At 69.5% G+C, this 23,336-nt stretch carries 24 protein-coding genes and 2 tRNA genes; 15 read left to right on the forward strand and 11 right to left on the reverse strand.

Annotated elements, in window-relative coordinates; translation table 11 throughout:
* The first annotated feature begins 12 nt into the window (after nucleotides 1-12).
* The 6 genes from ACYVOM_RS40485 to ACYVOM_RS40510 all read left to right on the forward strand — a co-directional run bounded on the left by ACYVOM_RS40485 (nucleotide 13) and on the right by ACYVOM_RS40510 (nucleotide 6,055).
* Nucleotides 13-129: a DLW-39 family protein gene (locus tag ACYVOM_RS40485; RefSeq protein ID WP_211360161.1), complete on the forward strand. Its 117-nt coding sequence runs from the start codon at nucleotides 13-15 to the stop codon at nucleotides 127-129.
* A 94-nt stretch (nucleotides 130-223) separates the two neighbouring features.
* Nucleotides 224-296, forward strand: a tRNA-Ala gene (locus tag ACYVOM_RS40490).
* A 419-nt stretch (nucleotides 297-715) separates the two neighbouring features.
* Entirely contained in the window at nucleotides 716-1,111 is a 396-nt protein-coding gene (locus ACYVOM_RS40495) for a DUF4352 domain-containing protein (RefSeq protein WP_460308944.1), read from the forward strand.
* A 261-nt stretch (nucleotides 1,112-1,372) separates the two neighbouring features.
* The gene (locus ACYVOM_RS40500) at nucleotides 1,373-3,079 is read left to right on the forward strand and encodes a choice-of-anchor M domain-containing protein (RefSeq protein ID WP_460308945.1); all 1,707 of its coding nucleotides are present in this window, start codon (nucleotides 1,373-1,375) and stop codon (nucleotides 3,077-3,079) included.
* Between the two features lie 309 nt (nucleotides 3,080-3,388).
* On the forward strand, nucleotides 3,389-5,125 hold the full coding sequence (locus ACYVOM_RS40505) for a DEAD/DEAH box helicase (protein WP_460308946.1): 1,737 nt from the start codon (nucleotides 3,389-3,391) through the stop codon (nucleotides 5,123-5,125).
* Nucleotides 5,126-5,263: 138 nt separating this feature from the next.
* On the forward strand, nucleotides 5,264-6,055 hold the full coding sequence (locus ACYVOM_RS40510; protein ID WP_460308947.1) for a polysaccharide deacetylase family protein: 792 nt from the start codon (nucleotides 5,264-5,266) through the stop codon (nucleotides 6,053-6,055).
* Nucleotides 6,056-6,073: 18 nt separating this feature from the next.
* Here ACYVOM_RS40510 and ACYVOM_RS40515 read toward each other — a convergent pair whose 3' ends face one another.
* On the reverse strand, nucleotides 6,074-6,805 hold the full coding sequence (locus ACYVOM_RS40515) for an acyltransferase (protein ID WP_460308948.1): 732 nt from the start codon (nucleotides 6,803-6,805) through the stop codon (nucleotides 6,074-6,076).
* A 108-nt stretch (nucleotides 6,806-6,913) separates the two neighbouring features.
* Nucleotides 6,914-7,411, reverse strand: a complete 498-nt coding sequence (locus ACYVOM_RS40520; RefSeq protein WP_460308949.1) for a hypothetical protein — start codon at nucleotides 7,409-7,411, stop codon at nucleotides 6,914-6,916.
* A gap of 228 nt (nucleotides 7,412-7,639) precedes the next feature.
* Between ACYVOM_RS40520 and ACYVOM_RS40525 the strand changes: the two genes are divergently transcribed.
* The gene (locus ACYVOM_RS40525) at nucleotides 7,640-8,167 is read left to right on the forward strand and encodes a peptidylprolyl isomerase (RefSeq protein WP_460308950.1); all 528 of its coding nucleotides are present in this window, start codon (nucleotides 7,640-7,642) and stop codon (nucleotides 8,165-8,167) included.
* A gap of 14 nt (nucleotides 8,168-8,181) precedes the next feature.
* Nucleotides 8,182-9,033, forward strand: a complete 852-nt coding sequence (locus ACYVOM_RS40530) for a rhomboid family intramembrane serine protease (RefSeq protein WP_460308951.1) — start codon at nucleotides 8,182-8,184, stop codon at nucleotides 9,031-9,033.
* A gap of 192 nt (nucleotides 9,034-9,225) precedes the next feature.
* On the opposite strand, the gene ACYVOM_RS40535 is transcribed toward ACYVOM_RS40530, so the two are convergent.
* A complete protein-coding gene (locus tag ACYVOM_RS40535; protein WP_460308952.1) occupies nucleotides 9,226-9,483 on the reverse strand; it encodes a cell division protein CrgA in 258 nt (85 codons plus the stop codon).
* Between the two features lie 147 nt (nucleotides 9,484-9,630).
* Between ACYVOM_RS40535 and ACYVOM_RS40540 the strand changes: the two genes are divergently transcribed.
* The 3 genes from ACYVOM_RS40540 to ACYVOM_RS40550 are packed head-to-tail and all read left to right on the forward strand — an operon-like array spanning nucleotide 9,631 to nucleotide 11,052.
* Nucleotides 9,631-10,278, forward strand: a complete 648-nt coding sequence (locus ACYVOM_RS40540) for a class E sortase (RefSeq protein WP_460308953.1) — start codon at nucleotides 9,631-9,633, stop codon at nucleotides 10,276-10,278.
* Nucleotides 10,278-10,445, forward strand: a complete 168-nt coding sequence (locus tag ACYVOM_RS40545) for a hypothetical protein (protein WP_460308954.1) — start codon at nucleotides 10,278-10,280, stop codon at nucleotides 10,443-10,445. Before ACYVOM_RS40540 ends, ACYVOM_RS40545 begins: the two co-directional genes overlap by 1 nt.
* Nucleotides 10,432-11,052, forward strand: a complete 621-nt coding sequence (locus ACYVOM_RS40550; RefSeq protein WP_460308955.1) for an anthranilate synthase component II — start codon at nucleotides 10,432-10,434, stop codon at nucleotides 11,050-11,052. The genes ACYVOM_RS40545 and ACYVOM_RS40550 overlap by 14 nt, the downstream gene beginning before the upstream one ends.
* 167 nt (nucleotides 11,053-11,219) lie before the next feature.
* Here ACYVOM_RS40550 and pknB read toward each other — a convergent pair whose 3' ends face one another.
* From pknB to ACYVOM_RS40580, 6 genes are all read right to left on the reverse strand, one after another.
* A complete protein-coding gene (pknB, locus tag ACYVOM_RS40555) occupies nucleotides 11,220-13,154 on the reverse strand; it encodes a Stk1 family PASTA domain-containing Ser/Thr kinase (RefSeq protein WP_460308956.1) in 1,935 nt (644 codons plus the stop codon).
* Between the two features lie 188 nt (nucleotides 13,155-13,342).
* Nucleotides 13,343-14,848, reverse strand: coding sequence for a penicillin-binding transpeptidase domain-containing protein (locus ACYVOM_RS40560; RefSeq protein WP_460308957.1), 1,506 nt, complete (start codon nucleotides 14,846-14,848; stop codon nucleotides 13,343-13,345).
* Nucleotides 14,845-16,386 carry an FtsW/RodA/SpoVE family cell cycle protein gene (locus ACYVOM_RS40565; protein WP_460308958.1) on the reverse strand — a complete coding sequence of 514 codons (1,542 nt, stop codon included), beginning with the start codon at nucleotides 16,384-16,386 and terminating at the stop codon, nucleotides 14,845-14,847. The genes ACYVOM_RS40560 and ACYVOM_RS40565 overlap by 4 nt, the downstream gene beginning before the upstream one ends.
* Before the next feature lie 31 nt (nucleotides 16,387-16,417).
* Entirely contained in the window at nucleotides 16,418-18,046 is a 1,629-nt protein-coding gene (locus ACYVOM_RS40570) for a Stp1/IreP family PP2C-type Ser/Thr phosphatase (protein WP_460308959.1), read from the reverse strand.
* Nucleotides 18,043-18,609: an FHA domain-containing protein FhaB/FipA gene (locus tag ACYVOM_RS40575; RefSeq protein ID WP_460308960.1), complete on the reverse strand. Its 567-nt coding sequence runs from the start codon at nucleotides 18,607-18,609 to the stop codon at nucleotides 18,043-18,045. The genes ACYVOM_RS40570 and ACYVOM_RS40575 overlap by 4 nt, the downstream gene beginning before the upstream one ends.
* Nucleotides 18,610-18,618: 9 nt before the next feature.
* Complete coding sequence (locus tag ACYVOM_RS40580) at nucleotides 18,619-19,356, reverse strand: FhaA domain-containing protein (protein ID WP_460308961.1); 738 nt, start codon at nucleotides 19,354-19,356, stop codon at nucleotides 18,619-18,621.
* Nucleotides 19,357-19,485: 129 nt separating this feature from the next.
* Here ACYVOM_RS40580 and ACYVOM_RS40585 point away from each other — a divergent pair.
* Nucleotides 19,486-19,568: transfer RNA gene (locus ACYVOM_RS40585), tRNA-Leu, on the forward strand.
* A gap of 266 nt (nucleotides 19,569-19,834) precedes the next feature.
* Nucleotides 19,835-20,371 carry a MarR family winged helix-turn-helix transcriptional regulator gene (locus ACYVOM_RS40590; protein WP_460308962.1) on the forward strand — a complete coding sequence of 179 codons (537 nt, stop codon included), beginning with the start codon at nucleotides 19,835-19,837 and terminating at the stop codon, nucleotides 20,369-20,371.
* 33 nt (nucleotides 20,372-20,404) lie between these two features.
* Here ACYVOM_RS40590 and ACYVOM_RS40595 read toward each other — a convergent pair whose 3' ends face one another.
* Nucleotides 20,405-21,274: an SGNH/GDSL hydrolase family protein gene (locus ACYVOM_RS40595; protein ID WP_460308963.1), complete on the reverse strand. Its 870-nt coding sequence runs from the start codon at nucleotides 21,272-21,274 to the stop codon at nucleotides 20,405-20,407.
* A gap of 282 nt (nucleotides 21,275-21,556) precedes the next feature.
* On the opposite strand from ACYVOM_RS40595, the gene ACYVOM_RS40600 reads away from it, so the two are divergent.
* Nucleotides 21,557-22,453, forward strand: a complete 897-nt coding sequence (locus tag ACYVOM_RS40600; RefSeq protein WP_460308964.1) for an Fpg/Nei family DNA glycosylase — start codon at nucleotides 21,557-21,559, stop codon at nucleotides 22,451-22,453.
* 21 nt (nucleotides 22,454-22,474) lie between these two features.
* Here ACYVOM_RS40600 and ACYVOM_RS40605 read toward each other — a convergent pair whose 3' ends face one another.
* Nucleotides 22,475-22,927, reverse strand: coding sequence for an SSI family serine proteinase inhibitor (locus ACYVOM_RS40605; RefSeq protein ID WP_460308965.1), 453 nt, complete (start codon nucleotides 22,925-22,927; stop codon nucleotides 22,475-22,477).
* 43 nt (nucleotides 22,928-22,970) lie between these two features.
* Between ACYVOM_RS40605 and ACYVOM_RS40610 the strand changes: the two genes are divergently transcribed.
* Nucleotides 22,971-23,309, forward strand: a complete 339-nt coding sequence (locus ACYVOM_RS40610) for a rhodanese-like domain-containing protein (RefSeq protein ID WP_460308966.1) — start codon at nucleotides 22,971-22,973, stop codon at nucleotides 23,307-23,309.
* The last annotated feature ends 27 nt before the right edge of the window (nucleotides 23,310-23,336 follow it).

Consider the following 23,336-nt stretch of genomic DNA (forward strand, 5'->3'; position numbering starts at 1 on the left):
GAAGGGGTCCTCATGAAGAAGCTTCTCGTGCTCGCCGTCCTCGCGCTCGGCGGCTTCGCCGTCTGGAAGCGCCTCCAGCAGGACCGCGCCGAGCTCGACCTGTGGACCGAGGCCACCTCGGCCGAGTAAGGCGCCCCGGGGACGGCCCGGCGCCGCGCCACCCGCGGCGCCGCCGCCCCATTTCCCACTCACCCCCGACCCCCGGTACGCTGACCACGCACATGGGGCCATAGCTCAATTGGTAGAGCACTTGCCTTGCATGCAAGAGGTCTGGGGTTCGATTCCCCATGGCTCCACAGAAGGCGCCCCACCGGCTTCGGCCGGTGGGGCGCTTCGCGTTTCGGGGGTGGGGCGGCGGGGGACGGCTGGATGCTGCGGCGGGCGTGAGGGGGAGTGCGGTCGGTTTCACGGGCGGTGGCAATTCGCGGGTCCGCTGTTCTTGTCGGCGGTGCGACGGCGAACGTGTCAGGTGACATGGATTTGCATTAGTGAATAACCAGTTGGTCACTGTGCGGATTCTTTTCGGTATCAGGATTGAACGAGAGGTGGTGACGGGACATTTAATTGCGGGGGCAAGTGCTTCGGGGGAGGGGCGGGGATCGTGCGGGGCGTGGTTTGCGTGTTGCTCGTGGGGGCCTTGGTCACGGGATGCTCCGCGGTGGGGCAGCCGCCGGCGGGCGGTGCGGTGCCGCTCGGGGCGGAGGGAAGGACCCCCGTGGAGAAGGGGCGGATCGGAGAGATCGTCGAGGACGGCGGATTGGCGTTCAAGGTGACCGCGGTCCGCAAAGGCCCGAAGAGGATCGGCGAGATGGCGGCCCGGGGAAAGTTCGTGCTCCTCGACGTGACCGTGCGCAATGTCGGGACCGGCCCCGTGTTCTTTTCCGGAGTGGAGCAGGAGCTCATCGCCGGAGGAACGGCATATGAGGCCGACAGTGAGGCCACCGCACGGTTGGGGCAGAAGGCGCGGAGCCTTCTTGAGGAGATCGAGCCGGGCGGGCTGGTCAAGGGAATCGTCGTCTACGACATTCCGCGGAATGCGCGGCCGAGCGGGGTGGAGTTGCGCGCGTCGGTCCTGTCCGACGGGGTCCTCGTGATGCTCGGCAAGGTGTGACCCTTGTCACTGGAGTCTTCGCCGGGCCTCCGCAGGGGGGTGTCCGGGATGGCCGCACCGTCCGTTCGCCTGGCATTGACCTCTTGGACATTCCACCTGTTTCCTTCTCATAACAAATCTGCACATCCCTCGGAGCGCCGGTTGTTCCGGCTGTACCGGCTGGAAGAGTTGCGGCTGGTCGTATAGACGGATTTCTTCTGACGCGGCACCGCGCCTCCTAAGGTTGGCCGCGGACGCCTGGACGACACGGGGGAGTGGATGGTGCGCAGAGTCCTGGGGGCATTCGGCGGAGGCCTGATCCTCCTCGCCGCCGCGTCCTGGCCCGCCCAAGCCGCGCCCCCGGCGGCCGTCGACCTGGTGCCGGTGAAGGCAGGACACGTCGATCTCCTCGTACCGAAACTCGTCAACGGTGCTCTGGAGGTCTCGACGATCGTCGAGGCCGAGCCCGCGGTCGCGGCAGGGGACAAGGACGTGCTGCTCGGCGATGCGGACAAGGTGCAGCTGACCGGTTCCCCCGCCCTCGCGGATGGAGACTGGTGGGCGAGTCCCGAGGTCGCGGACGCCGCGAAGGGGCCGCTCCTGGGGATCTCCCCGGCCGACGTCCAGACGACGGGCACCACGGAGGTCACGCTCAACCTCCTCGCAGACAAGGTGGAAGCCCCGGCGGGCGCCACCTTCGAACTGCTCAACGAGCCGCCCCTGACGGCCGCCAAAGCGAACCGGCTTCTGTCGTCCGACGCGAAGGAGAACCTCCTCACGCACAAGCTCGGCGCCGTGCATGAGGACTTCTCCTGGACGTTCAGCGATCAAGGACGGTACCGGCTGCCCTTCACGATCAGCGTGAAGACGGCGAGCGCCACGGTGACGTCGCGGCCGATCACCCTGACGTTCTTCGTGGGCGCCGGTGTGCTCGCGAACAAGGACCTTGTGGCCGCGACGCCTACGACCACGACGGTCACCGCGGCCGCGGGCGCGACGGCAGGGCAGACGGCCCTCACTGCGACCGTCGCCGGGGGAAAGGCGGGCAGTCCTCGGGGGTTCGTGGAGTTCAAGGACGGGGTCGATGTCCTGGGGACGGCACCTGTGGCCGTCGAAGGAGGGGTCGCGAAGGCGGAGTTCGCGCTTGCCGAGGGTGAGCATGAGCTGACCGCGGTCTTCTCCCCCAAGTACCTCCTCGACTACGAGAAGTCTGCCGAGTCGGCGCCCGTGGTCTACACGGTCCCGGACGGCGCCGGCGGCGACCCCACCGAGAGCCCGTCCCCGACGGCCTCGCCGACCGAGACGGACGACGAGCCCGCCGACACGGACTGCACGATCATCACCGACGGCGATGTCGACTACGCCGTCCGCGTCACCGGCGGGAAGGCCGAGTCCGGCGTCAAGGACGGCTCCACGCTCTGGCTGGATCCGGCCGAGGCCGTCATCCGGGTGCCGGACGCCGCCAAGGTCGCGCTCCCGGAGGGGCAGGCGTTCCTGGGCGACGCGGGCGAGGAGGCGTGGCTGCTCCCGCAGGCGGCGCAGGCGGGGATCCCGTCCGTGGGCTGGGCCGCCGAGGGCACGGCGGCCACCTGGAAGCTCACGGAGGCCGACGGCCCCGGCAAGGCGGTCCTGTTCGAGACGGACGGGGACGGCACCCCCGAGGTCGTCTTCGACGGCGCGGGCGACTCCAGGCAGCTCACCGCCTCCGAGCACGGCCACGCCACGTGGGGTTTCACGGCCCCCGGCGTCTACCGGTTGACGTTCCAGCACACGACGGCGTCGCAGGGCTCCGACGAAGGCGTGCTGACGTTCGCGGTGGGCGCCTACGACGAGGCCGACCTCCCCTCCTGCGAGGTCCCGGAGGACGGCGCCGACAGTCTCGCCGACACGGGCGCTCCGGTGCTCCTCTACGGCTGCGTCGGTGTGATCTTGGTCACCTGCGGTGCGGTCCTGCTCACGGGGGTCAACCGCCGGTTCGGGCTGTTCTGAGGACAAACGCGAGGTCCGCACGAGGTCCCCGTGTCGCAGGCTTCGCAGGGGGTATGGCCGTCCGGTTCGGCGACCCGTGCGGGTATGCTGGGCAGTCGCCACGGAAAACACGGGCAATAAGGGCCCGGCGATCCATGGCGTTAGACCGCAACCATGTCGGCGCGCCGTTGCCTCGGCCGCCGGGCTCGTCCTTGCAGCGACCCTCTTGTCGACCCGTACCGTGCCCCGCCCTGCGGGCTGTGGTGCCGAGGGCCTCCCGAGACGTGCCCCCCTCTCGGAAGGCTGTACGTGTCAGACGTCTCCGCTGCTGTGTCCAACGCTGCCCCGGAAGAGGAGAACCTCCCTTCCTTCGCAGAGCTGGGCCTGCCCGCCGCCCTCGTCGAGTCCCTGGCTCGCGGCGGCATCACCCACCCGTTCCCGATCCAGGCCGCGTCCATCCCGGACGCCCTCGCCGGTCGCGACATCCTCGGCCGGGGCAAGACCGGCTCCGGCAAGACCCTCGGCTTCGGCCTGCCGCTCATGACGCTGCTCGCGCAGCGCCAGGCGCGTCCGAAGAAGCCCCTCGGCCTGATCCTCGTGCCGACGCGTGAACTGGCCCAGCAGGTCCAGACGAACCTCGAGCCGCTCGGCCGGGCCGTCGGCCTGCGCATGAAGACCGTCATCGGGCAGACCTCGATGCCGCGCCAGATCGACGCGCTGCGCCGGGGCGTCGAGATCCTGGTGGCCACGCCGGGCCGCCTCAAGGACCTCATGCGCCAGGGCGCCTGCGACCTGTCCGACGTGCAGATCGCCGTCCTGGACGAGGCCGACCACATGGCCGACATGGGCTTCCTGCCCGACGTCACCGACATCCTCGACCAGGTCCGCCCCGGCGGCCAGCGGATGCTGTTCTCCGCGACGCTGGACCGCGAGGTCGACGTCCTGGTGAACAAGTACCTGAACAACCCGGTCACCCACGCGCTCAGCGAGATCAACGACCCGGTCGACACGATGGAGCACCACCTGATCCTCGTGCCGCCGAAGGAGAAGAACACGATCACCGCGGAGATCGCCAACCGCGAGGGCCGCACGATCATCTTCGCCCGCACCAAGCACGGGGTGGACCGGATCGCCAAGCAGCTCACGTCGGTGGGCGTCCGGGCCGCGGGCCTGCACGGCGGCAAGTCGCAGAACCTGCGCACCCGCACCCTCGCGGAGTTCCGTGAGGGCCGGATCGGCGTCCTGGTCGCGACGGACGTCGCCGCGCGCGGCATCCACGTCGACGACGTGAGCCTCGTCCTGCACGTGGACCCGCCGGCGGACCACAAGGACTACATGCACCGCGCGGGCCGCACCGCCCGGGCGGGCGAGAAGGGCACCGTCGTGACGATGGTGCTCTCCCACCAGGTGCGCGCGACCACGTCGATGATGCGGCGCGCGGGCATCCAGGCCGAGCGGCTCAAGGTCACCTCGATGGACCCGTCGCTGGTGAAGCTGACGGGCGCGCGTGAGCCTTCGGGCGAGCCGATCCCCGAGCCGATCATTCCCGAGCACGACAAGCGCCCGGCGCGTCGCCAGGGCGGCGGCGGAGGCGGTTACGGCCGCGGCCCGCGCCGCGGCGGCGGCCCCCGCCGGTTCCGCGACGGCGAGGGCTCCGGCGAGGGCCGGCCGCGCCGCGAGGACGGCGGCCGCTCCTTCGAGCCGCGCGGCGAGCGCGGCGGCTACCGCGGCGACCGCGAGGGCAACAGCGGTGGCGGCTACCGCGGCGGCAACAACGGCGGTAACAGCGGCAACAACGGTGGCTACCGCGGCGGCGAAGGCAACGGCGGCGGCTACCGGGGCAGCGAGAGCAACGGCGGCGGCGGTTACCGCGGCGGCGAGAGCAACGGTGGCGGCGGTTACCGGGGCGACAGCAACGGTGGCGGCGGCTACCGGGGCGGCGAGAGCAACGGCGGCGGCTACCGCGGTGGAGACCGTGAGGGCGGCCACCGGGGCGGCGACCGTCCGCACCGGACCGGCAACCGGCACAGCGGCGGCGGCCGTCCGCGGCGCGCGACGAACGCCTGACGAAACGGCGAAAGGCCGGAATTCTCTCAGGGGAATTCCGGCCTTTTGTATTGGTTTTTCCGCTGAAGCGCCGTGGTGGCCTCCGGGGTCCTAGACTCCAAGGGTTCATGGTGGCCACGGAGTAAGCCAGGGGATCTGTTGCGTCTGGGCGAGAGACCGGCGACCGCTGTCGCGCTGGCGGCCGCGGCCCTGCTGCTCACCGCCGGGTCGGTCCCGGGCTCCGGCACCGTGCCCAAGACGCCCACCGCGGCCCCCGTCGTCAAGGCGACCCCTGCGGCCTCGCCGAGCCGCCCCCCGCTCAAGGACTTCCAGCGCCCGGTCACCGACTGCACCGTGCACAAGTGCGTGGCCCTGACCTTCGACGACGGCCCGGGCGACCACACCGGCCGCCTCCTCGACCTGCTGTCCGCTGCGAAAGCGAAGGCGACGTTCTTCGTCGTCGGCGGACAGGCCGTGCAGTACCCCGATCTCGTGTTCCGCGAGGTCGAGGAGGGCCACGAGGTCGGCAACCACACCTGGCACCACACCCAGCTCGACGCGGCTTCCACGGCGCGGATCAAGCGCGAGGTCGAGGGCACGTCCAAGGCCATCGAGCGCATCCTCGGCTTCAAACCGACCCTCATGCGCCCGCCCTACGGCGCCACCGACTCCCGCGTCGCCAAGATCGCCAAGTCCAACGGCCTCGCCGAGATCATCTGGTCCGTGGACACCGACGACTGGCTCGACCGCAAATCCTCCGTCGTCGCCCGCCGCGCCATCCGCGGCCTGCGCCCCGGCGCGATCATCCTCCTCCACGACATCCACCCCACCACCGTCGCCGCAGTCCCCGCCATCCTCAGGGCCGCCAAGAAAAAGGGCCTCACCCTTGCCACGGTCACCGACGTCCTCGGCGGCAGACTCGAACCCGGCAAGAAGTACATGGGCCGCTGAGAGGCCTGCGGATTCGCCTTAGGCGGGGTCTTTGCGCATTCGGTCTTGGAACTCTTGGAGGCCTTCCATGGTGAGGGCCAGGAGGGCGAGTTCTTCCGCGGTGGGGACGGGGCGCTCCTTCATGGGAGGGATCCAGCCCTCGTCGGGGTCGTGGCGACGGAGGATCTTGGCGGGGATGCCGCCGATGACGCAGTTGTCGGGGAATTCGCCGCGGACGACGGCGCCGGCGGCCACGGCGACGTTCTTGCCGAGTTTCGTGCCGGGGAGGATGACGGCCTGGGTGCCGAGCCAGCAGCCGTCGCCGATGACGACGGGGGAGTTCTCCGGCCACTGGCGGCCGATGGGGGCGTCGAGTTCGGCGTAGGTGTGGTTCTGGTCGGTGATGTAGACGTAGGGGCCGGTGAAGACGTCGTCGCCGATCTCGATGGACTGGTGGCCGACGATGTGGCTGCCGCGGCCGATGGAGCACGCCGAGCCGATCTTGACGATGACGTCGGGGCCGAGGTCCAGGTCGGGGACGAATCCGGCGGAGATCGACACGTGGGTGCCGACGAGGGTGTGGGCTCCGATGGAGATCCAGGGGTCGCCGAAGATGGCGCCTTGCGGGAAGGCGATGCAGACGCCTTCGCCGAGGTGGTGGAACCGCTTGCCGCCGGGGGTGGCGGGGGTGATCTCACCCAGTCGGCGGACCGTCGCGCTCATGCGGTGCACGGCCGCCGCGGCAAGCTTGCGTACCCCATCCTTCAACATGGGGCAAAGGTACCGGTAACCGAAAAGTCGGCTACCTGCCGGTAGGCAGGTAGCCCGCCGACCGGGCGCGCGGGTTCCCGGGGCGCCCGGTCAACGGCCTAGGAGCGTTCAGTCGTGGCCGATGCCGCGGCTGTGGCCGGTGCCGCCGCCGCGGCCCATGCCGCCGCTGTAGGAGGAGCTGCTGTAGCCCGTCGCGGGCTGGTAGGAGCCCGAGGTGTGCTCGTCGGTGTACTGCCGCTCGCTGATGCCGATCTCCGGCTCCAGCAGGTCGGCGAGGCGGTTGCGACGGCGGGCCGCGATGATCCCGGCGCAGGCGCAGCCGAGGGCGAACAGCGCGGCCCCGCCGACCATCATCGACCTGCCGCGGCGGTGCCGCGTCGGCTCGACCCAGTGCGCGGTGCCGTGCATCATCCCGCTTATGCGCGGCGCGATGTAGTCGTCGAAGAAGTCGGCCGAGCGGTCTATCTGCGGAGCGGTCCAGCCCCGGGTGGCCAGCATCCGGTCGGTGGCGAAGCGCCTGGTGCTCCCGTAGGCCGGCGACATCCAGCCCGCGGCGTTCGAGGCGCCGCTGCGCGCATGGGACATGGCCGAAGTGCCGTAGTCCATGAGCCGCTGAGACCGGCTGACCTCCTTGGGAACCCTGCGAATTGACAGTCGTATGGACACGCTTCCCCCCGATGCCTGAAGTTCTGAAACCCACCATTCCCCGCCCCCCGGACATCACACCTGGTGACGATACGGGCACTTCGCGCTGTGACCCGCGTCGTCCGGTGGGACGCGGTCGTGGCAGGATGACGGGAGAGGCAAAGAGAACCAACGACGGAGGACTTCACCATGGCGGAGACGCTCGCCACCTTCACCACCAACCAGGGCACGTTCAAGGTCCGGCTGTTCCCCGACCTCGCGCCCAACACGGTCGCCAACTTCGTCGGGCTCGCCGAGGGCACGAAGGAGTGGACGCACCCGGAGACCGGTGTGAAGTCCAAGACGCCCCTGTACAACGGGACGATCTTCCACCGCGTGATCGACAACTTCATGATCCAGGGCGGCGACCCGCTCGGTCAGGGCATCGGCGGCCCGGGCTACGACTTCGACGACGAGATCCACGCGGAGAACAAGTTCAACCGCCCCTACCTGCTGGCGATGGCCAACGCGGGCAAGCGCGGCGGCCGGGGCACCAACGGCTCCCAGTTCTTCGTCACCACGGTGCCGACCCCGCACCTGAACGGCGGCCACACCCTGTTCGGCGAGGTCATCGAGGGCCAGGACGTCGTCGCGGCGATCGGCAAGACCCAGACCGGCCGCAACGACAGGCCGGTCAAGGACATCGTGCTGGAGTCCGTGACGATCGAGCGCGCCTAGTCGTTGTCCCTGACGTGACCGAGCAACCTCCCGCCCCGCACCCGGCCGAGGCGCCGCCGCAGTGCTACCGCCATCCCGGTCGGGAGACCTATGTCCGCTGCACCCGGTGCGATAGGCCGATCTGCCCCGACTGCATGGTCCCCGCGTCGGTCGGCTTTCAGTGCCCGGAGTGCGTGCGCGAAGGCAACAGGACGGTCCGCACCGCCACCGGCAGGTTCGGCGGCGACGTCGCGACGCGGCCGGTGCTGACGTGGACCCTGATCGGCGCCAACGTCGCGGTGTTCCTGCTCGCGTACCTCACGAACGGGGTCGCGAGGTTCGAGGCGGCCTTCGGGCTGCGACCGTTCGACGTCGCGATGTACGACGAGTACTACCGCTTGGTCACGTCGGCGTTCCTGCACTACGGCCTGCCCCATCTGGCGCTCAACATGTGGGCGCTGTGGGCGCTGGGCCAGTCGCTGGAGCTGTCGCTGGGGCGTGTCCGGTTCGCCGCCCTCTACGTGCTGAGCGCATTGGGCGGCGCCGTGCTCGTCTACTGGGCGTCGCCGCTGTGGTCGGCGACGGCGGGCGCGTCGGGCGCGATCTTCGGCCTGTTCGGCGCGGTCTTCGTGCTGTCGCGCAGACTGAACCTGGACATCCGGCCGATCGCCCTGATCCTCGTGGTGAACCTGGTCTTCACCTTCCTGCCGGGCTTCAACATCAGCTGGCAGGGCCATATCGGCGGTCTTCTCACGGGCGCCGTCGTGGCGGCGGTCTACGTCTACGCTCCGCGCGCGAAGCAGACGCTGATCCAGGCCGCCTTCTCGGTGGCTCTCCTGGCGGTGTTCGTCGCCCTGGTCCTGGCCCGCACGGCGGTTCTCTTCTGACGCCGCGGGCCGCGCCCGTTCCGCGAAGCCGGCCGATCGCCGCCGCCTCGGCGCGCGTCGGCCGGTTCTGTTCTTTTCCGGAGGCCCATCCCGGTGCGAGCGCATGACGGAGCACCCCTGTGGATAACTCGAAGTTATCCACAGGGGTGTGGAAAAAGTCGTGGATTAGTGCTGCGAAAAAGTGGGTAGGGGCTAGCGCCACTTGGTCGACAGGACCACGCCGACGATGATCAGCGCGAAGCCGATGCCCAGGTTCCAGTTGCCCAGGTCGCTGATCAGCGGGATGGTCGAGCCCGTGCTCGCGCCCACGTAGTAGGTGGCGATCCAGCCCAGGCCGATCAGCCAGGCGGCCAGCATGACGGGCACCAGCCAGCGGGGCGATACGGCGGCCTGCTCAGCCCGCACCGGCGGGGTGTAGACGGCCTTCTTGCGGGTCTTGGACTTGGCCACGGCTTCTCCTATTGCGGTGCGCGGTCAGCGCGCCCGCGCAGAAATCCAGTCGGGGGAAGTCTAGTCGCCTACCTGCGGTGCCCACAGCGTCCGAGTCGCCCCGAGACGCGAAGTGGCCGCCTCGCGCCGCGCTGATAGGTTGACGCCATGATCCGCGGCTTCATCAAGGGTCTGGGGGAGCTGTTCCTGACCTTCGGGGTCGTGGTCGTCCTCTTCGCCTGCTACACGCTCTGGGGAACCGGCCGGTACACCACCGAGGCCCAGGAGGACCTGCACCGGCAGCTCGACCGCGTGTGGGCGCAGCCCCAGAAGGTCACCACCGAGAAGGTCAGACTCGGTGAGGGCGTCGCTCTCATCCGTATCCCGAAATTCGGGAAGAAGTACCGTTTCGTCATTGTGGAGGGCGTCGGGGTGCCCGACCTCCGCAAGGGACCCGGGCACTATCCGGACACCGCCATGCCCGGCGGCCTCGGCAACTTCGTGGTCTCCGGCCACCGGACGACGTACTCGGCGCCGTTCAACCGGATCGGCGAGCTGGACAAGGGCGATGAGATCCTCATCGACACGCGGGAGATGCAGTACGTCTACAAGGTGACCGACCGCAAGGTCGTCACGCCCGACCGGGTGGATGTGACCGATCCTGTCCCGTTTCATCCGGGAAGGAAGCCAAAAGACCGACTTATCACTCTGACGACGTGTCATCCGAAGTACTCTGCGGCGCAGCGGCTCATCATCTTCGGTGAGCTCGACTCGCAGACCCCCCGGGTCACCGAAGAACAGAGGAAGTCCGCCTGATGTACCTGTGGATCTGGCGCCACCTGCCCGTCCGGCACCCCGCCGCCAAGGCCGGGATCTCGCTCCTGCTCGTGCTGATCGCCGCCGCGGTCCTGTGGTACTGGGTGTTCCCGGCGGTGATGCCGATGCTCCAGTTCGACAACGGCACCGTCCATGACGGCACCTGAGCGGCCCCGCGTCCTCGTCGTCGACAACCGCGACAGCTTCGTCTACAACCTCGTCCAGGCGCTGCTCGCCCTCGGCGCGGACTGCGACGTCAGGGAACGCGCCCGCACCTCGCGCGCCGACGCCGCGGCCGCCGACGGCATCCTGATCAGTCCGGGCCCCGGCCACCCCGCCGACACCGGGATCTGCCTGGACCTCCTGCGCGACGCCGAGACCACGCGGCGGCCCGTCCTGGGCGTCTGCCTCGGCATGCAGGCCCTCGCGCACGTCCACGGCGCCTCCGTCGGCCACGCGCCCGCCGTCGTGCACGGCTACACGAGCGAGATCCACCATGACGGCGCAGGCGTCTTCGCCGGGCTGCCCTCCCCGTTCAAGGCGACCCGGTACCACTCCCTCGCCGTGGATCCCGCGACCGTCCCCAAGGTCCTTGAGGTCACCGCCAGGACGCCCGACGGCGTCGTCATGGGCCTGCGGCACCGGACGGCACCCGTCGAGGGCGTCCAGTTCCATCCGGAGTCGATCCTCAGCGAGCACGGCGACGCGATGCTCGCGAACTGGCTCAGGAGCCTGCGGCGGGATCCGGAAGAAGATTCCTTCCACCGGATCTGAGAAACCTGTAACGGGGGTGTACGAGGCCGCGATCACCGTATGAGGGGTTTCCGCCATCGCCCCCGAGTGGCGGAAGCCCCTTGTGCATTTCCGCGGCCTGCCGAAGGCCTCAGACGCAGAGGAGCCCGGACCCTTCGAGGGTCCGGGCTCCGGCGTTCTCAGCGGACTCAGGGCTCCCGGTAGAGCCCCTCGCGGACGCCGTCGTCGCCTTCGACGGGCGGGGTCGGCACGTTCGGGTCGACCGGAGGCGTGGTCGCGGTCGGGTCGGTCGGCGGCGTCTGGATGTCCTCGGCCACGTAGACGACGATCGACTGGTCCTTCTTGACCTGGGTGCCGGCCTCCGGGTTGGTCTTGAAGACCGTGCCGGGCTCGACGTCGCCCTCGGGGGCCACGGTCTGGAACCGGAATCCGGTCAGGCCGAGGCGTTCGAGTTCGGCCTGCGCCTCCTGCGGGTTGAGTCCGAAGAGGTCCGGCATCGTGATCAGCTCTTCGGCCTTGGCGACCGTGACGGTGACGGTCGCGCCCGACTCGACCTTCTGTCCGCCGCCCGGCTGCGTCTTGATCACGGTGCCCGGCGCGGCGCTGTTGGTGACCTGCTTGACGTTCACGGACAGCCCGAGGTCCTCCAGGGTCCGCCGCACGTCGTCGAGAGGCTGACCGTTCAGGCCGGTCGGGATCGTCACCTTGCCCTTGCCGGAGGAGATGAACAGCGTGACGTCGGATCCGGCCTTCACCTCGGTGCCGGCCTCAGGGTCGGTGCGGGTGGCGTTGCCCGCGTCGATGTCGTCGCTGGGCTCCTGCTGGGTCTTCACCGTGAGCCCGGCCTTCTCCAACGAGGCCTTGGCGTCCGCCTCGGACTGGTTGACGATGTTGCCGATCGTGACGGTGTCGCTCGAACCGTCGTCCCCGCCGCCGCCGCTGGTGACCCAGGCCACCAGGCCGGCGAGCAGGCCGAACACGACGACGCCGACCAGCACGTAGAGCGCGAGGTTCTGCGCCTTCTTGCCGGGCTGCTCGTCGTCGTCACGGCCGGTGCCGCCGGCGCCGCCGGGGCCGCCGGGGCCCTGCGCGCGGTTGCCGTACTGGGTGTCGTCGTAGCGGACCGGCGGGAGGTCGCTGTAGCCCTGGCCCGCGTAGGTCGCCGGGCCCACGGGCGGCTGCACGCGGGTCTGTCCGGGCGCCGCGCCCATCACCTGGGTGCCGGCCATCGGCGGCACGACCATCGTGGACGTCGACTGCGAGGCCACCTGCAGGCCCTGCATGGCCCGCTGGATGTCGGCGCGGAACTCCGAGGCGCTCTGGTACCGGTGCGCCGGGTCCTTCGTCATCGCCTTCAGCACGATCCGGTCGGCCCACTGGGGGATCTCCGGGTCGATCTGCGACGGCGGGATCGGCTCCTCGCGGACGTGCTGGTAGGCGATCGCCACGGGGGAGTCGCCCTGGAACGGCGGCCTGCTGGTCAGCAGTTCGTACAGGACGCAGCCCGCGGAGTACAGGTCGCTGCGCGCGTCGACGCGCTCGCCGCGGGCCTGCTCGGGCGAGAGGTACTGGGCGGTGCCGATCACCTGGGCGGTCGCGGTCATCGTCGCGGCCGAGTCCGACATCGCGCGGGCGATGCCGAAGTCCATCACCTTGACCTCGTGCGAGCGGGTCAGCATGACGTTGGCCGGCTTGATGTCGCGGTGGATGATCCCGCCGCGGTGGGAGTAGTCGAGGGCGCGCAGGATGCCGTCGGTGATCTCCAGCGCGCGCTCGGGCCGCAGCCGCCGCTCCTGCCCACCCTCGGGGCGGATCAGCTCGCGCAGCGTGTGGCCCTCGACGAACTCCATGACGATGTAGGGGATCGGCTGGCCGTTGAAGTCGTCCTCGCCGGTGTCGTACACCGCGATGATCGACGGGTGGTTCAGCGACGCCGCCGACTGCGCCTCGCGCCGGAACCGGGCCTGGAACGTGGCGTCCCTGGCCAGGTCGGTGCGCAGTGTCTTGATGGCGACGGTCCGGTCGAGGCGAAGGTCACGGGCACGGAACACCTCGGCCATGCCGCCGCGCCCGATGACCCCACCGAGCTCGTAACGGCCACCGAGCAGCCGAGGCTGTGTCATGTCTTCGAGTTCCTTCGATCCGAGTCAAACCTTGTTACCCGAACCTAGCGCCCGAGGGGTAGTGCTCTCGGGATTAGGTTCGGCGAGGGAAGAAGGTGTGGTAATCGTTACCGTGGCTCCGAGCGCGTGCCCGTATGCTTTCCGGAGCGCGGGGATCACGCTGCGCTGTCGTTGCGATGTGATGGGACTCACTTCTTCCCCAGGGCGTCGATGATGTCCGCGGCGATGGGGCCCGAGGTGCTGGCACCGAAGAGGCTCGTGCTGCCTTCGACGAAGACGGCGAAGCCGTACTTGGGGTCGTCCGCCGGGGCGAATCCAACGAACCAGGCGCCTCCTCGGGTAGCCGTCAGTTCCGTCGTACCCGTCTTTCCGGCGATGTTACGTCCCTGGAGGTTCGTCGCCGTTCCGGAGTTGACGACCTCGCGCATCATGTCCTGGAGCTGGCTCGCCACGTCGGAGCTGATCGGCTTGCCGAAGACCTCCTCCTCGGCCTCGTGGATCGTGCCGGTCTCCTCGGGCTTGCCTTCGTCGCCCTCGATCCGGCCCACGGCCTTGGCGACCAGGTAGGGCTTCATCATCTCGCCGCCGTTGGCGATCGCGGCGCCGACCATGGCCATCTGGAGGGTCGTGGCCTTGGTCTCGCCCTGGCCGAACGAGCCCCGCAGGATCTCGTCCCGGTGCCCGGCGTCGTGGGGGTACTGGGAGGCGGGGGCGCTCAGGTCCTGCTCGATCGGGATCTCCTTGAAGAACCCGAACTTCTCCGACTGCGCCCGGACGCCTTCGTTGTCCTCGACGCCCAGCAGCGCGTAGGTGGTGTTGCAGGACTGGGCGAACGTGCCGATCAGCGGGGCGCTGCCCACGCCGCAGATGTTGTCGTTGTGGCTGTTGCCGATCTGGCCGCCGCCGGTCGGCACCGTGGTCGGGGACGGCACCGAGCTGTCCTTGGTGTTGCCGTCCTTGCTGAGGAAGGCAGCCGCGACGACCGTCTTGAACGACGATCCGGGCGGGAACAGCTCGCTGTAGGCCTTGTCGACCATCGGCTGCTGGTCGGCCTTGGAGAGCTTGTCCAGCTTCTTCTGGTCGTCGCCCGGGTTCTTGATGTCGGCGACCGTCGACGGGTCGAACGACGGGTAGCTCGCGGCGACCTTGATCGCCCCGGTCTTGGCGTCCACGACGACGGCCGCGGCGCGCAGCGGGTTCTGCGCGGCGAGCGTCTGGTAGGCCTTGATCTGGGCCTTGGAGTCGATCGTGGTGTACAGGCTGCCGCCCAGGGGCTTCTCCCCGGTGAGCATGCGGACCCACGAGTCGGCGCTGGCGCTCTGCCGAGGGTCGGTGCCGTCGAGCAGGGAGTTGTAGGCGAGCTCCAGCCCGCCCTTCTGCATGGTCCCGGCGTAGTAGCCGGTGACGGGCATGAACGCCTCGGCGTTCTTGATGTAGCGGCGCTGGTACTTGGTCTTGGCGTCGCCCGGGCTGAGCGCGTCGGACCAGGCCATCTTGACCCCGTCGGCCGAGACGATGTCGCCGCGCGCCCGCAGCGCCACGCCCTGGAGCGGCCGGTTGTTCAGGGCGTGGACCCGGAGGTCCTCGGCCTGCCCGGCCTGGATCCAGTTGACGTTGATCGCGAGGACGCCGATCAGCGCCAGCCCGACCAGGCCGACCCGCTTCAGCTCCTTGTTCATGTTGCCCGCGCTCATTCCTGGGCCCCCCTCAGGTTGACGATCTGCGTCATTCCCTCGTCCTGGATCGCGACCGGCGCCGGCTTGCGCGCCTCGTGGCTGAGCCGCAGCAGGATCGCGATGAGGATCCAGTTGGCCAGCAGGGACGACCCGCCCTGGGTCAGGAACGGCGTCGTCAGACCGGTGAACGGGATGAGCTTCGTGACACCGCCGCAGATCGCGAAGACCTGGAGTGCGAAGACGAACGAGATGCCGCCCGCGAAGAGCTTGGAGAACTCGTCCTTGGTGGCGATCGCGATCTTGAAGCCGCGCTCGACGAGCAGGACGTAGACGAGCAGGATCGCCATGAGGCCGGTGAGGCCCAGCTCCTCGCCGAACGAGGTGAAGATCTCGTCGCTGAAGGCGAGGTCGTTCAGGTACGGCTGGCCCTGGCCGAGGCCGGTGCCCATGATGCCGCCCTGGCCGAGCGCGAACAGGCCCTTCATGAGCTGCTCGCTGTTGGAGATGTTGCCGCCGCTCTCGACGCAGGCGTTGTAACCGTCGAGGTCGCTGACCTTGTTGAAGATCTCGCCGCCGTGCGAGCAGCCGTTGCCGAAGAACGCCTCGGGCTCCAGCCAGATCTCGATGCGCTGGTTGACGTGCTCCAGCGGTCCGCCGATCACGTGCGCGAGGCCGTAGAGCAGCAGCGCGCCGCCGAGGAACATGCCGACGCCGATGATGACCCAGGAGGCCTTGCCGGTGGCGATGTAGACCATCGAGACGAACAGGCCGAAGAACAGCAGCGCGGTGCCGAAGTCGTTCTCCACCGCGAGGATCATCAACGCGATCACCCAGAAGACGAGGATCGGCATCAGGTCGCGCGGGCGCGGCAGCTCCAGCGGGCCGACCTTGCGGCTCACCAGGGACAGCGCCGCCCGCTTCTTCACCAGATACGCGGCGAAGAAGGCGATGAAGGCGAACTTGCAGAACTCCGCGGGCTGTACCGACAGCGGACCGAGCTGGATCCAGATCTTGGAGCCGTTCACGCCCGGGAAGAAGACCGGCGCGACGAGCAGCACGAGGCCGATCGCGCCCAGCGTGTAGTGGTACCGCTGGAGGATCTTGATGTCGCGCAGCAGGATCAGCGCGCCGATGAACAGGCCGATCGACAGGACCGTCCACAGCAGCTGCCCGTTGACGTTGGCACCCGCGCCGAACGGCACGTACTTCTCACCGGGGTGGGCCGTCTCGAAGCGGGCCTTGTCCTCGGCGAACGTGGCGATCGTCGTCTGGTCGATCCGGTAGATCATCGCCAGGCCGAGGCCGTTCAGCAGCATCGCCAGCGGCAGCAGCACAGGGTCGGCGTAGGGCGCGAACCTGCGCACCACGAAGAACGCCACACCCGACAGGGCCGCGATGGCCAGGCCGTAGCTGTACATGCCCGTCGGCAGGGTGCCGTCGCGGGCCAGGCCGACCTGGGCGAAGGCCGACACCGCGACGACGATCGCGAAGATGAGCAGCCCGAGGGATGCCCCGAGACGGGTGCGTCCCGCCGTCGGAGTCGCTGCCTCGCTCATGAGCGGTGGAATCCCTTCCTCGTCTGCTCGATCAGCCTGAGCACGAGTCCGTGTCGGCCCGGCACTTGCCGACCTGCGCCTCAAGGACGGTGAGCTTCTCGATCGCGTCCTCGACCGTGGGGTAGGTCGTGGCCCTGATGGACTCGAGGTCCTTCGCGGTCAGGAACTTGACCTCGGGCCTGGGGAGCTCGGTGCCCCCCGTGTCCTTGGTGATCTGCTCGGGGGTGCAGCCCTCCTGGTCGTCTCCCTGGACGATGGCCAGGAACTTCCCGTCGGGGCTCTCGGTGATCTTGAACTGGCACCTCTTGCCGCGCAGTTCCTCGATCCGGTCCGCGATGCCCGCGGTGGAGTTCGCCTTGAGGCCCTTGCCGCGCACGTCCTGCTGCACGCCCTTGGGGAGGTCGTCGAGCCTGAGCTGCGGATCCGGCTGGACGCTGCCGGGCGCCTTCGACGACAGGTCGAAGCCGAGCACCTTGCTGTTGCTGCCCTCGTAGACGACGACCTTGCCGCCCTCGTCGCGCAGGTAGTAGCCGCTGTTCAGCGTCTTGTAGCCGAAGAAGGCGGCGCCGATCACCAGGAGGCCGGTCACGCCCGCCGCACCGAGCAGCAGGGTGGCCTTGCGGTTCCGGCCGCCCGAGCGGCCGGTCGGCGCGGCGAGGGGAACCGGCTGCTGGGGCGGCCCGGGAGGCGCGGGCGGCGGGGCGCCGTGCTGGTAGGGCGGCGGCGGGGCCGAGGCGGGCGCGGGCGCCGGCGGCGGGGCGTACTCGCCGCCGTTCATCATCAGCGCGGGCTGCGGGAGGGTGTCGCGCAGGTCTGCGGCGCGCTGGGCCGGGGTGTCGGCGGGGCGCGGTCTGCCCTGCTCGGCCTCCTGGGCCTTGCTGGCCGCGGCGCCCACGAGCAGGGAGCGGTCCGGCGGCGGAGCCGAGGAGTCCAGGTCGATGACGTCGGCCATGACGCAGGTGATGTTGTCCGGGCCGCCGCCGCGGTTGGCGAGGTCGATGAGCTGCCGGATCGCCCCTTCGGGGGTCTCCTGGCTGGTGAGCACCTGGTGGATCGTGTCGGCAGACACGACGCCCGACAGGCCGTCGGAGCACAGCAGGTACCGGTCGCCGACCTGGGCCTCGCGCAGCGACAGATCGGGCTCGACCTCGTTGCGGCCGTCCAGCGCGCGCAGGAGCAGCGAGCGCTGCGGGTGGGTGGCCGCTTCGTCGAGGCTGATCCGGCCCTCGTCCACGAGCGACTGGACCAGGGTGTGGTCGTGCGTGATCTGGAACAGCTCGCCGTTGCGCAGCAGGTAGGCGCGCGAGTCGCCGATGTGCGCGAGCGCGACCTGCTGGCCGGACCACAGCATGGCCGTCAGCGTGGTGCCCATGCCCTGGAGCGACGGGTCGCCCTCGACGGTCATGTGCAGCCGGTCGTTGGCCGCCCTGACGGCGTGCTCCAGCGCGGCGAGGAGCTGGTCGGTGGGGATGTCGGCGTCGAGCCTGCGGAGGGTCTCGATCGCGGTGGCGCTGGCGATCTCCCCGCCCACGTGGCCGCCCATGCCGTCGGCGACCGCGAGCAGCCGGGGACCGGCGTAGCCGGAGTCCTCGTTGCCCTCGCGGAGCATGCCGACGTCGGACCGCGTGGCGTAGCGGATGCCGATACGTTGAGTGTTCATTTGCGCAACTCGATTACCGTCTTGCCGATACGCACCGGGACGCCGACAGGGAGTTGGACGGGCCGGGTCACCTTCGACCGGCCGAGGTAGGTGCCGTTGGTCGAGTTCAGGTCCTCAAGGACCCAGTCGGCGCCTTGGGAGAAGATGCGGGCGTGCCGGCTCGACGCGTAGTCGTCCGACACCACGAGCGTGGAGTCGGGGGCCCGGCCGATGGTGACCGTGCCGGAGGTGGCGAGGTCGATGCTCGTACCGGTGAGCGGGCCCTCGGTGACGACCAGGACCGCCTGCCCCTGCCCCTGGGGCCGCTGCTGCTGCTGTTGCGGCTGAGCGTGCGGCTCCGTCGGAGGGCGGGCAGGGGCGGGTTGCGGAGAAGGGCTCTGACGCTGCTGCCTCGCGCGCTCCTGCGCGCTCTGGCGAGCCGGTCTCGGGGGGCGGTTCGAGGCGCGCTCGGCGGCTTTGGAACCGAACAGGTCGGCTCGGATCACGCCCACCGCGGCGATGACGAACAGCCATAGCACCGCGAGGAACGCGATCTTGATGAGCGTCAGGGTGATCGGGGTCATCGAGGGGTGCTACTCCCGGTCGCGGCGGAACACGAGGTTGGTCCGGCCGATCGTGATGCGGGTGCCGTCGACGAGTGAGACCCGACGTATCGGCTGACCGTTCACGAAACTGCCGTTGGTAGACCCTAGATCCACGAGCACGATTTCGGGACCTTCTACGCGGATCTCGGCGTGATGCCGAGACACGCCTGGATCAACCAGTCGAAGGTCGCAGTCCGTGCCGCGGCCGAGGAGGGTCACAGGAGTGCTGATGTCGTAGGACTGGCGGGCGCCGTCGCCGGTGGTCACGTCAAGGCGGGGCCGTCCGGGGAAGGCGCCGCCGCGCTGCGGGTGGTCGGTGTGCGGCTGGCGGATCTCGTTGTTCTCGATCGTGGATCCGCGCACGACGCCGGACCGGATGCGGAACATCCCGGTGCCGAGGTCGCCGGCCGGCTCGAAGCGGACCCGGACCGGGCCCACGAACGAGAAGCCCTGCTCCTTGGCGTACTCCCTGGCCAGGTTCGCCAGCTCCTGGCTGAGGCTGTCGGCGTAGACCTCCAGCCGCTGCCCGTCCGGGTGCGAGATCTCCACCACGAAGTCGTTCGGTACCAGGGTGCGTCCCTGGGCCACGATGGCCGCGCGCTCGTCCATCTCGCGTTGCACCGCGCTGGCCACCTCGACCGGCTGAAGCTCCGCCTTGAACGCCCGCGCGAAGGCACCCTCGACCATGCCCTCAAGTCGGCGTTCGAAGCGTTGTAGGACACCCACCGGGCACCTCCTCTCCCTGCTCGTCAGACGATCGTATCCATGGAGTGGTTCGCGGCCCGCCGTCGTTTACAAACCACCCTTTGCGTCGTGCTAATCTTTTCAAGCGCCGCCAAGAGCGGCCAGTCGCAAGGGCGAGTGGCGGAACGGCAGACGCGCACGGTTCAGGTCCGTGTGCCCGAAAGGGTGTGAGGGTTCAAATCCCTCCTCGCCCACCCTGGTCAGGGGCCCTCTGGTTTCAGAGGGCCCCTGACGCCTTCTCCGCGACTCCTGCGACATCTCCCCATCCTCTACGGATAACGCTCCGGTTTCCACTGACGCCATGCTCACGGCATGGTCTCTCGGATCGGGCGTGAGCACATCCCCAGGTGGTGGAAGATTGTTGAACGTTGATCTTTTCAATGTTCAGATGGTTATCCACCGGTGGCCTGTGCGTTGTCAACTACTTCAACGTTGAGATATATGCGGTACGGTCTCTGCCGTGGAGGACGCCTCGCGCGGCGGTGTGGACGACGCCGTCGACCGGATGATCGCCCAGTGGCGCGTCGCGCGCCCTGACCTCGACCCTTCCCCGCTCGGGATCGTCGGCCGGGTGCACCGGCTGAACCGGATCGTCGAGCGGGAGATGGGCCGCTACTACGCGCGGTTCGGCCTGGACGGCCCCGAGTTCGACGTGCTCGCGGCCTTGCGCGGCTCGGGCGGCGAGGGGACCCTCACCGCCGGCGAGCTGCTGCGCGCCTCGACCGTCACCTCGGGCGCGATCACCAACCGGATCGACAAACTGGTGCGCAAGGGCCTGGTGGAGCGGGCGCCCGACCCGGCGGACCGCAGGTCGGTGGTCGTCGCCCTCACCGGCCCCGGCCGCGCCCTGGTCGACGACATGCTGGGCGGCTACTTCGCCGCCGAGCAGCGCATCATCGAGTCGCTGCCCGACCCCGACTCCCTCGCTGCGGCCCTGCGCACCCTGCTGGTCTCCCTGGGGGACTCCGCCCCGCCGGGCCCGCCCGGAGGCCTCTGACGTGGCCTTGAGCGGGCCCTGGGGCCCGCCCCGTCAGGCCTCCGGCGCGCCCGGCCCGAGGATCACGGCGGCGAAGGTCGAGGCGATCCTGCGGTAGCCCTCGGTGTTGGGGTGGATGTCCTTGCGGGCGCACATGTGCGTCCACAGGCAGATCCTGGCGACATTGAGGGGCAGCCTGCCGTAGCCGTCGACGGTGGTCTTCGTGCGGAAGTCGGCGGTGGCGTAAGCGCGCTGGACATCGGCGACCCGGTAGCCGGCCAGCAGGTACAAGGTGGAGGCGAAGCCGTTGACGCTCTGCAGGAGCGGCACGGAGAAGGTGGCGAGGGCCTTGCCGGAACCGCCGCTCAGCCAGGACGCGAGGACGGGGTCGTAGTACGTCATCCCCGTGTAGAGCACCTCCGCGCCGCCCGCCCTGCGCAGCTCCGTGACGATCGTCCACAGGTTCTTCGAGAGCGTCTGGAGGTTGCCGTTCAGGCACTTGGGGTCCAGGGATCCGCCGCGCACGCACTGGTTGATGTCGTTGCCGCCTATGTCGAGCGTCAGGTAGCGGACCTGGCCGGGGTGGGCGGCGAGGAACGCGACGGCGGCCTTGAGCTGGCTTCCTTCGGGGTAGGCGCACTTGCCGCCCTTGACCATCGTGACGGTGGTCTCGCCGCTGCAGCCGAGCTTGGCCGGCTCAAGGCCGGGCGTGCGTTCGGCGAGGAGGGGCAGGAGCTGGTCGGGGTATCCGGTGTCGGTGTTCCCCTGGCCCGGCTGGTAGCCGGTGGAGAGCGAGTCGCCCAGGGAGAGGTAGTACAGGGGCGCGGGTTCCGCTGCGGCGGGGGTGCTCGGGACGCCGGTGACGAGCGCGAGGGCGCTCAGGACGGCGGTCAGGACGACGGCGGGCAGACGCCGGGAGAGCATCGCTGTGCCTCTGGCCTTCTCCCCCGAGTTTTCACTTTTGCGGGGCAGTATCCGCGCCCCGGACACGTCCGCGCCACCGGTCTCCGCAAGTCGTTCGGGCACGGTTCAGTCACAGGGTTATCCACACCCCCTGTGGATATCCCTCTCACTCCTCCTTGGGTGTTTTGTCAGTTGATATGTGCTTTTCGCCACTTTGGAGAGGGGGAATCCACTGGCGTCCCCAAGTTATCCACAGGCGTTGTCCACAGACATCCACAGGGTTGGGGACGGCTGTGGAGAGGCATGCTGTACGACATGCCCGAGCTTCCCGAAGTGGAGTCGCTCGCCGCCTTCCTGCGCGAGCACGCCGTCGGTAAGGCCGTCGCCCGTGTCGACGTCGCCGCCGTGTCGGCGCTCAAGACCTATGATCCGCCCGTCACCGCCCTCGGCGACAGGACCGTGGCCGCGGTGTCGCGCCACGGCAAGTTCCTCGACCTCGATCTCGACGCGGGCGGCGACCCCGCCGACCGGCTGCACCTGGTCTTCCACCTCGCGCGGGCCGGCTGGCTGCGCTGGAAGGACGAACTGCCGCTCGCCCTCCCGCGCCTCGGCGGAAAGAACCCCCTCGCGCTGCGCCTGCGGCTGAACGACGGCTCGGGCTTCGACCTCACCGAGGCCGGGACGAAGAAGGGCCTCGCCGCCTACGTGGTGCGCGATCCCGCCGACGTCCAGGGCATCGCCGACCTCGGGATCGACCCGCTCTCACCGGAGTTCACCCCCGCGGCCCTGTACGCCCTCACCAAGGGATCGCGCACGCGGATCAAGGGGCTGCTGCGCGACCAGAAGATCATCGCCGGCATAGGCAACGCCTACTCCGACGAGGTGCTGCACGCCGCGAAGATGTCCCCCTACAAGATCGCCTCGACCCTCACCGAAGAGGAGGCCGCCGCGCTGCACGCGGTCATCGTCGGCACGCTCACCGACGCCGTCGAGCGCTCGAAGGGGCTCGCGGTGGGGGACCTGAAGTCGGAGAAGAAGCTCGGCCTGCGGGTGCACGGCCGCACCGGGGATCCCTGCCCGGTCTGCGGCGACACCATCCGCGAGGTGTCCTTCGCCGACTCGTCGTTCCAGTACTGCCCCACCTGCCAGACGGGCGGCAAGCCGCTTGCGGATCGCCGTTTGTCCCGTCTGATCAGGTAGATGGGGGGTGGGGGCCGCTGTCTAGCGGACCTTGGGCAGCTCGCCGAACAGTTCGGAGACCTTCTCCCAGCGCTCGATCTCGCAGCCGTCCTTGCGCGAGTAGGAGGCGTTGACGGCCGCGCCGTTCCAGGTGCCGGTCACGGTGCCCTGCTCGGGGCCGCCGTAGCCGTCGGTGCAGGCCGCGTCGGCCGGGAGGGGTGCGAACACGTCGGCGCCCCCGGCGGCCAACTGGGCGCAGGCCTTGGCGGCGGCGGGGTGGGTGCCGCCCGCGGGGTCACAGGTGAGCGTCCAGGTCTCCTCCTGGGCGTTCGGGGCCTTCTTGAGCGTGATCGTGAGCTGGTCGCCCGCGGCGGCCGCGTTGGGGGACACGGTCTCCTGCTCGGCCGACTTGGTGCCGCAGGCGCTCACGGCGGCCACGACGGCGGCGGTGAGCAGGAGCAGCTTCGCTGCGTTCTTCGGCGATGAGGTCCTCATGCGCGATTCGACGTGGGGCCTCGTTCCACGGTTCCATGGGTCCGTGACGAATTTCGGCGAGAGCATCCCCACCGTCGGCGCGCTCCAGATTCCGGACGGCGCCTACCTTCTCGACGTCCGTGAGCAGGACGAATGGGACGCCGGCCACGCGCCCGAGGCAGTCCACATCCCGATGAGCGCCCTGAACGAGCGGGCGGGGGAGATCCCGCAGGATCGCGAGGTCTACGTGGTGTGCCGCGTGGGCGGCCGGTCGGCCCAGGTGACGATGGCGCTGAACAACGCGGGCTGGAGGGCGCTGAACGTCGACGGCGGCATGATCGCCTGGGAGCGGGCGGGCCTGGCCGTGGAGGCGGCAGGCGACGCGGAGCCCTACATCGCCTGAGATATCCCACCTCGCGGTGGGTGATCA

This window comes from Actinocorallia aurea (genome assembly GCF_054783995.1).

Bases quoted from the DNA above. Each gene is read 5' to 3' on its own strand.
- ACYVOM_RS40540 (WP_460308953.1), top strand. From the start codon at position 9,631: ATGATCCGCGGCTTCATCAAGGGTCTGGGGGAGCTGTTCCTGACCTTC.
- ACYVOM_RS40595 (WP_460308963.1), bottom strand. From the start codon at position 21,274: ATGCTCTCCCGGCGTCTGCCCGCCGTCGTCCTGACCGCCGTCCTGAGC.
- ACYVOM_RS40560 (WP_460308957.1), bottom strand. From the start codon at position 14,848: ATGAGCGCGGGCAACATGAACAAGGAGCTGAAGCGGGTCGGCCTGGTC.
- ACYVOM_RS40570 (WP_460308959.1), bottom strand. From the start codon at position 18,046: ATGAACACTCAACGTATCGGCATCCGCTACGCCACGCGGTCCGACGTC.
- ACYVOM_RS40525 (WP_460308950.1), top strand. From the start codon at position 7,640: ATGGCGGAGACGCTCGCCACCTTCACCACCAACCAGGGCACGTTCAAG.
- pknB (WP_460308956.1), bottom strand. From the start codon at position 13,154: ATGACACAGCCTCGGCTGCTCGGTGGCCGTTACGAGCTCGGTGGGGTC.
- ACYVOM_RS40515 (WP_460308948.1), bottom strand. From the start codon at position 6,805: ATGTTGAAGGATGGGGTACGCAAGCTTGCCGCGGCGGCCGTGCACCGC.
- ACYVOM_RS40485 (WP_211360161.1), top strand. From the start codon at position 13: ATGAAGAAGCTTCTCGTGCTCGCCGTCCTCGCGCTCGGCGGCTTCGCC.
- ACYVOM_RS40600 (WP_460308964.1), top strand. From the start codon at position 21,557: ATGCTGTACGACATGCCCGAGCTTCCCGAAGTGGAGTCGCTCGCCGCC.
- ACYVOM_RS40605 (WP_460308965.1), bottom strand. From the start codon at position 22,927: ATGAGGACCTCATCGCCGAAGAACGCAGCGAAGCTGCTCCTGCTCACC.
- ACYVOM_RS40575 (WP_460308960.1), bottom strand. From the start codon at position 18,609: ATGACCCCGATCACCCTGACGCTCATCAAGATCGCGTTCCTCGCGGTG.
- ACYVOM_RS40520 (WP_460308949.1), bottom strand. From the start codon at position 7,411: ATGGACTACGGCACTTCGGCCATGTCCCATGCGCGCAGCGGCGCCTCG.
- ACYVOM_RS40565 (WP_460308958.1), bottom strand. From the start codon at position 16,386: ATGAGCGAGGCAGCGACTCCGACGGCGGGACGCACCCGTCTCGGGGCA.
- ACYVOM_RS40550 (WP_460308955.1), top strand. From the start codon at position 10,432: ATGACGGCACCTGAGCGGCCCCGCGTCCTCGTCGTCGACAACCGCGAC.
- ACYVOM_RS40545 (WP_460308954.1), top strand. From the start codon at position 10,278: ATGTACCTGTGGATCTGGCGCCACCTGCCCGTCCGGCACCCCGCCGCC.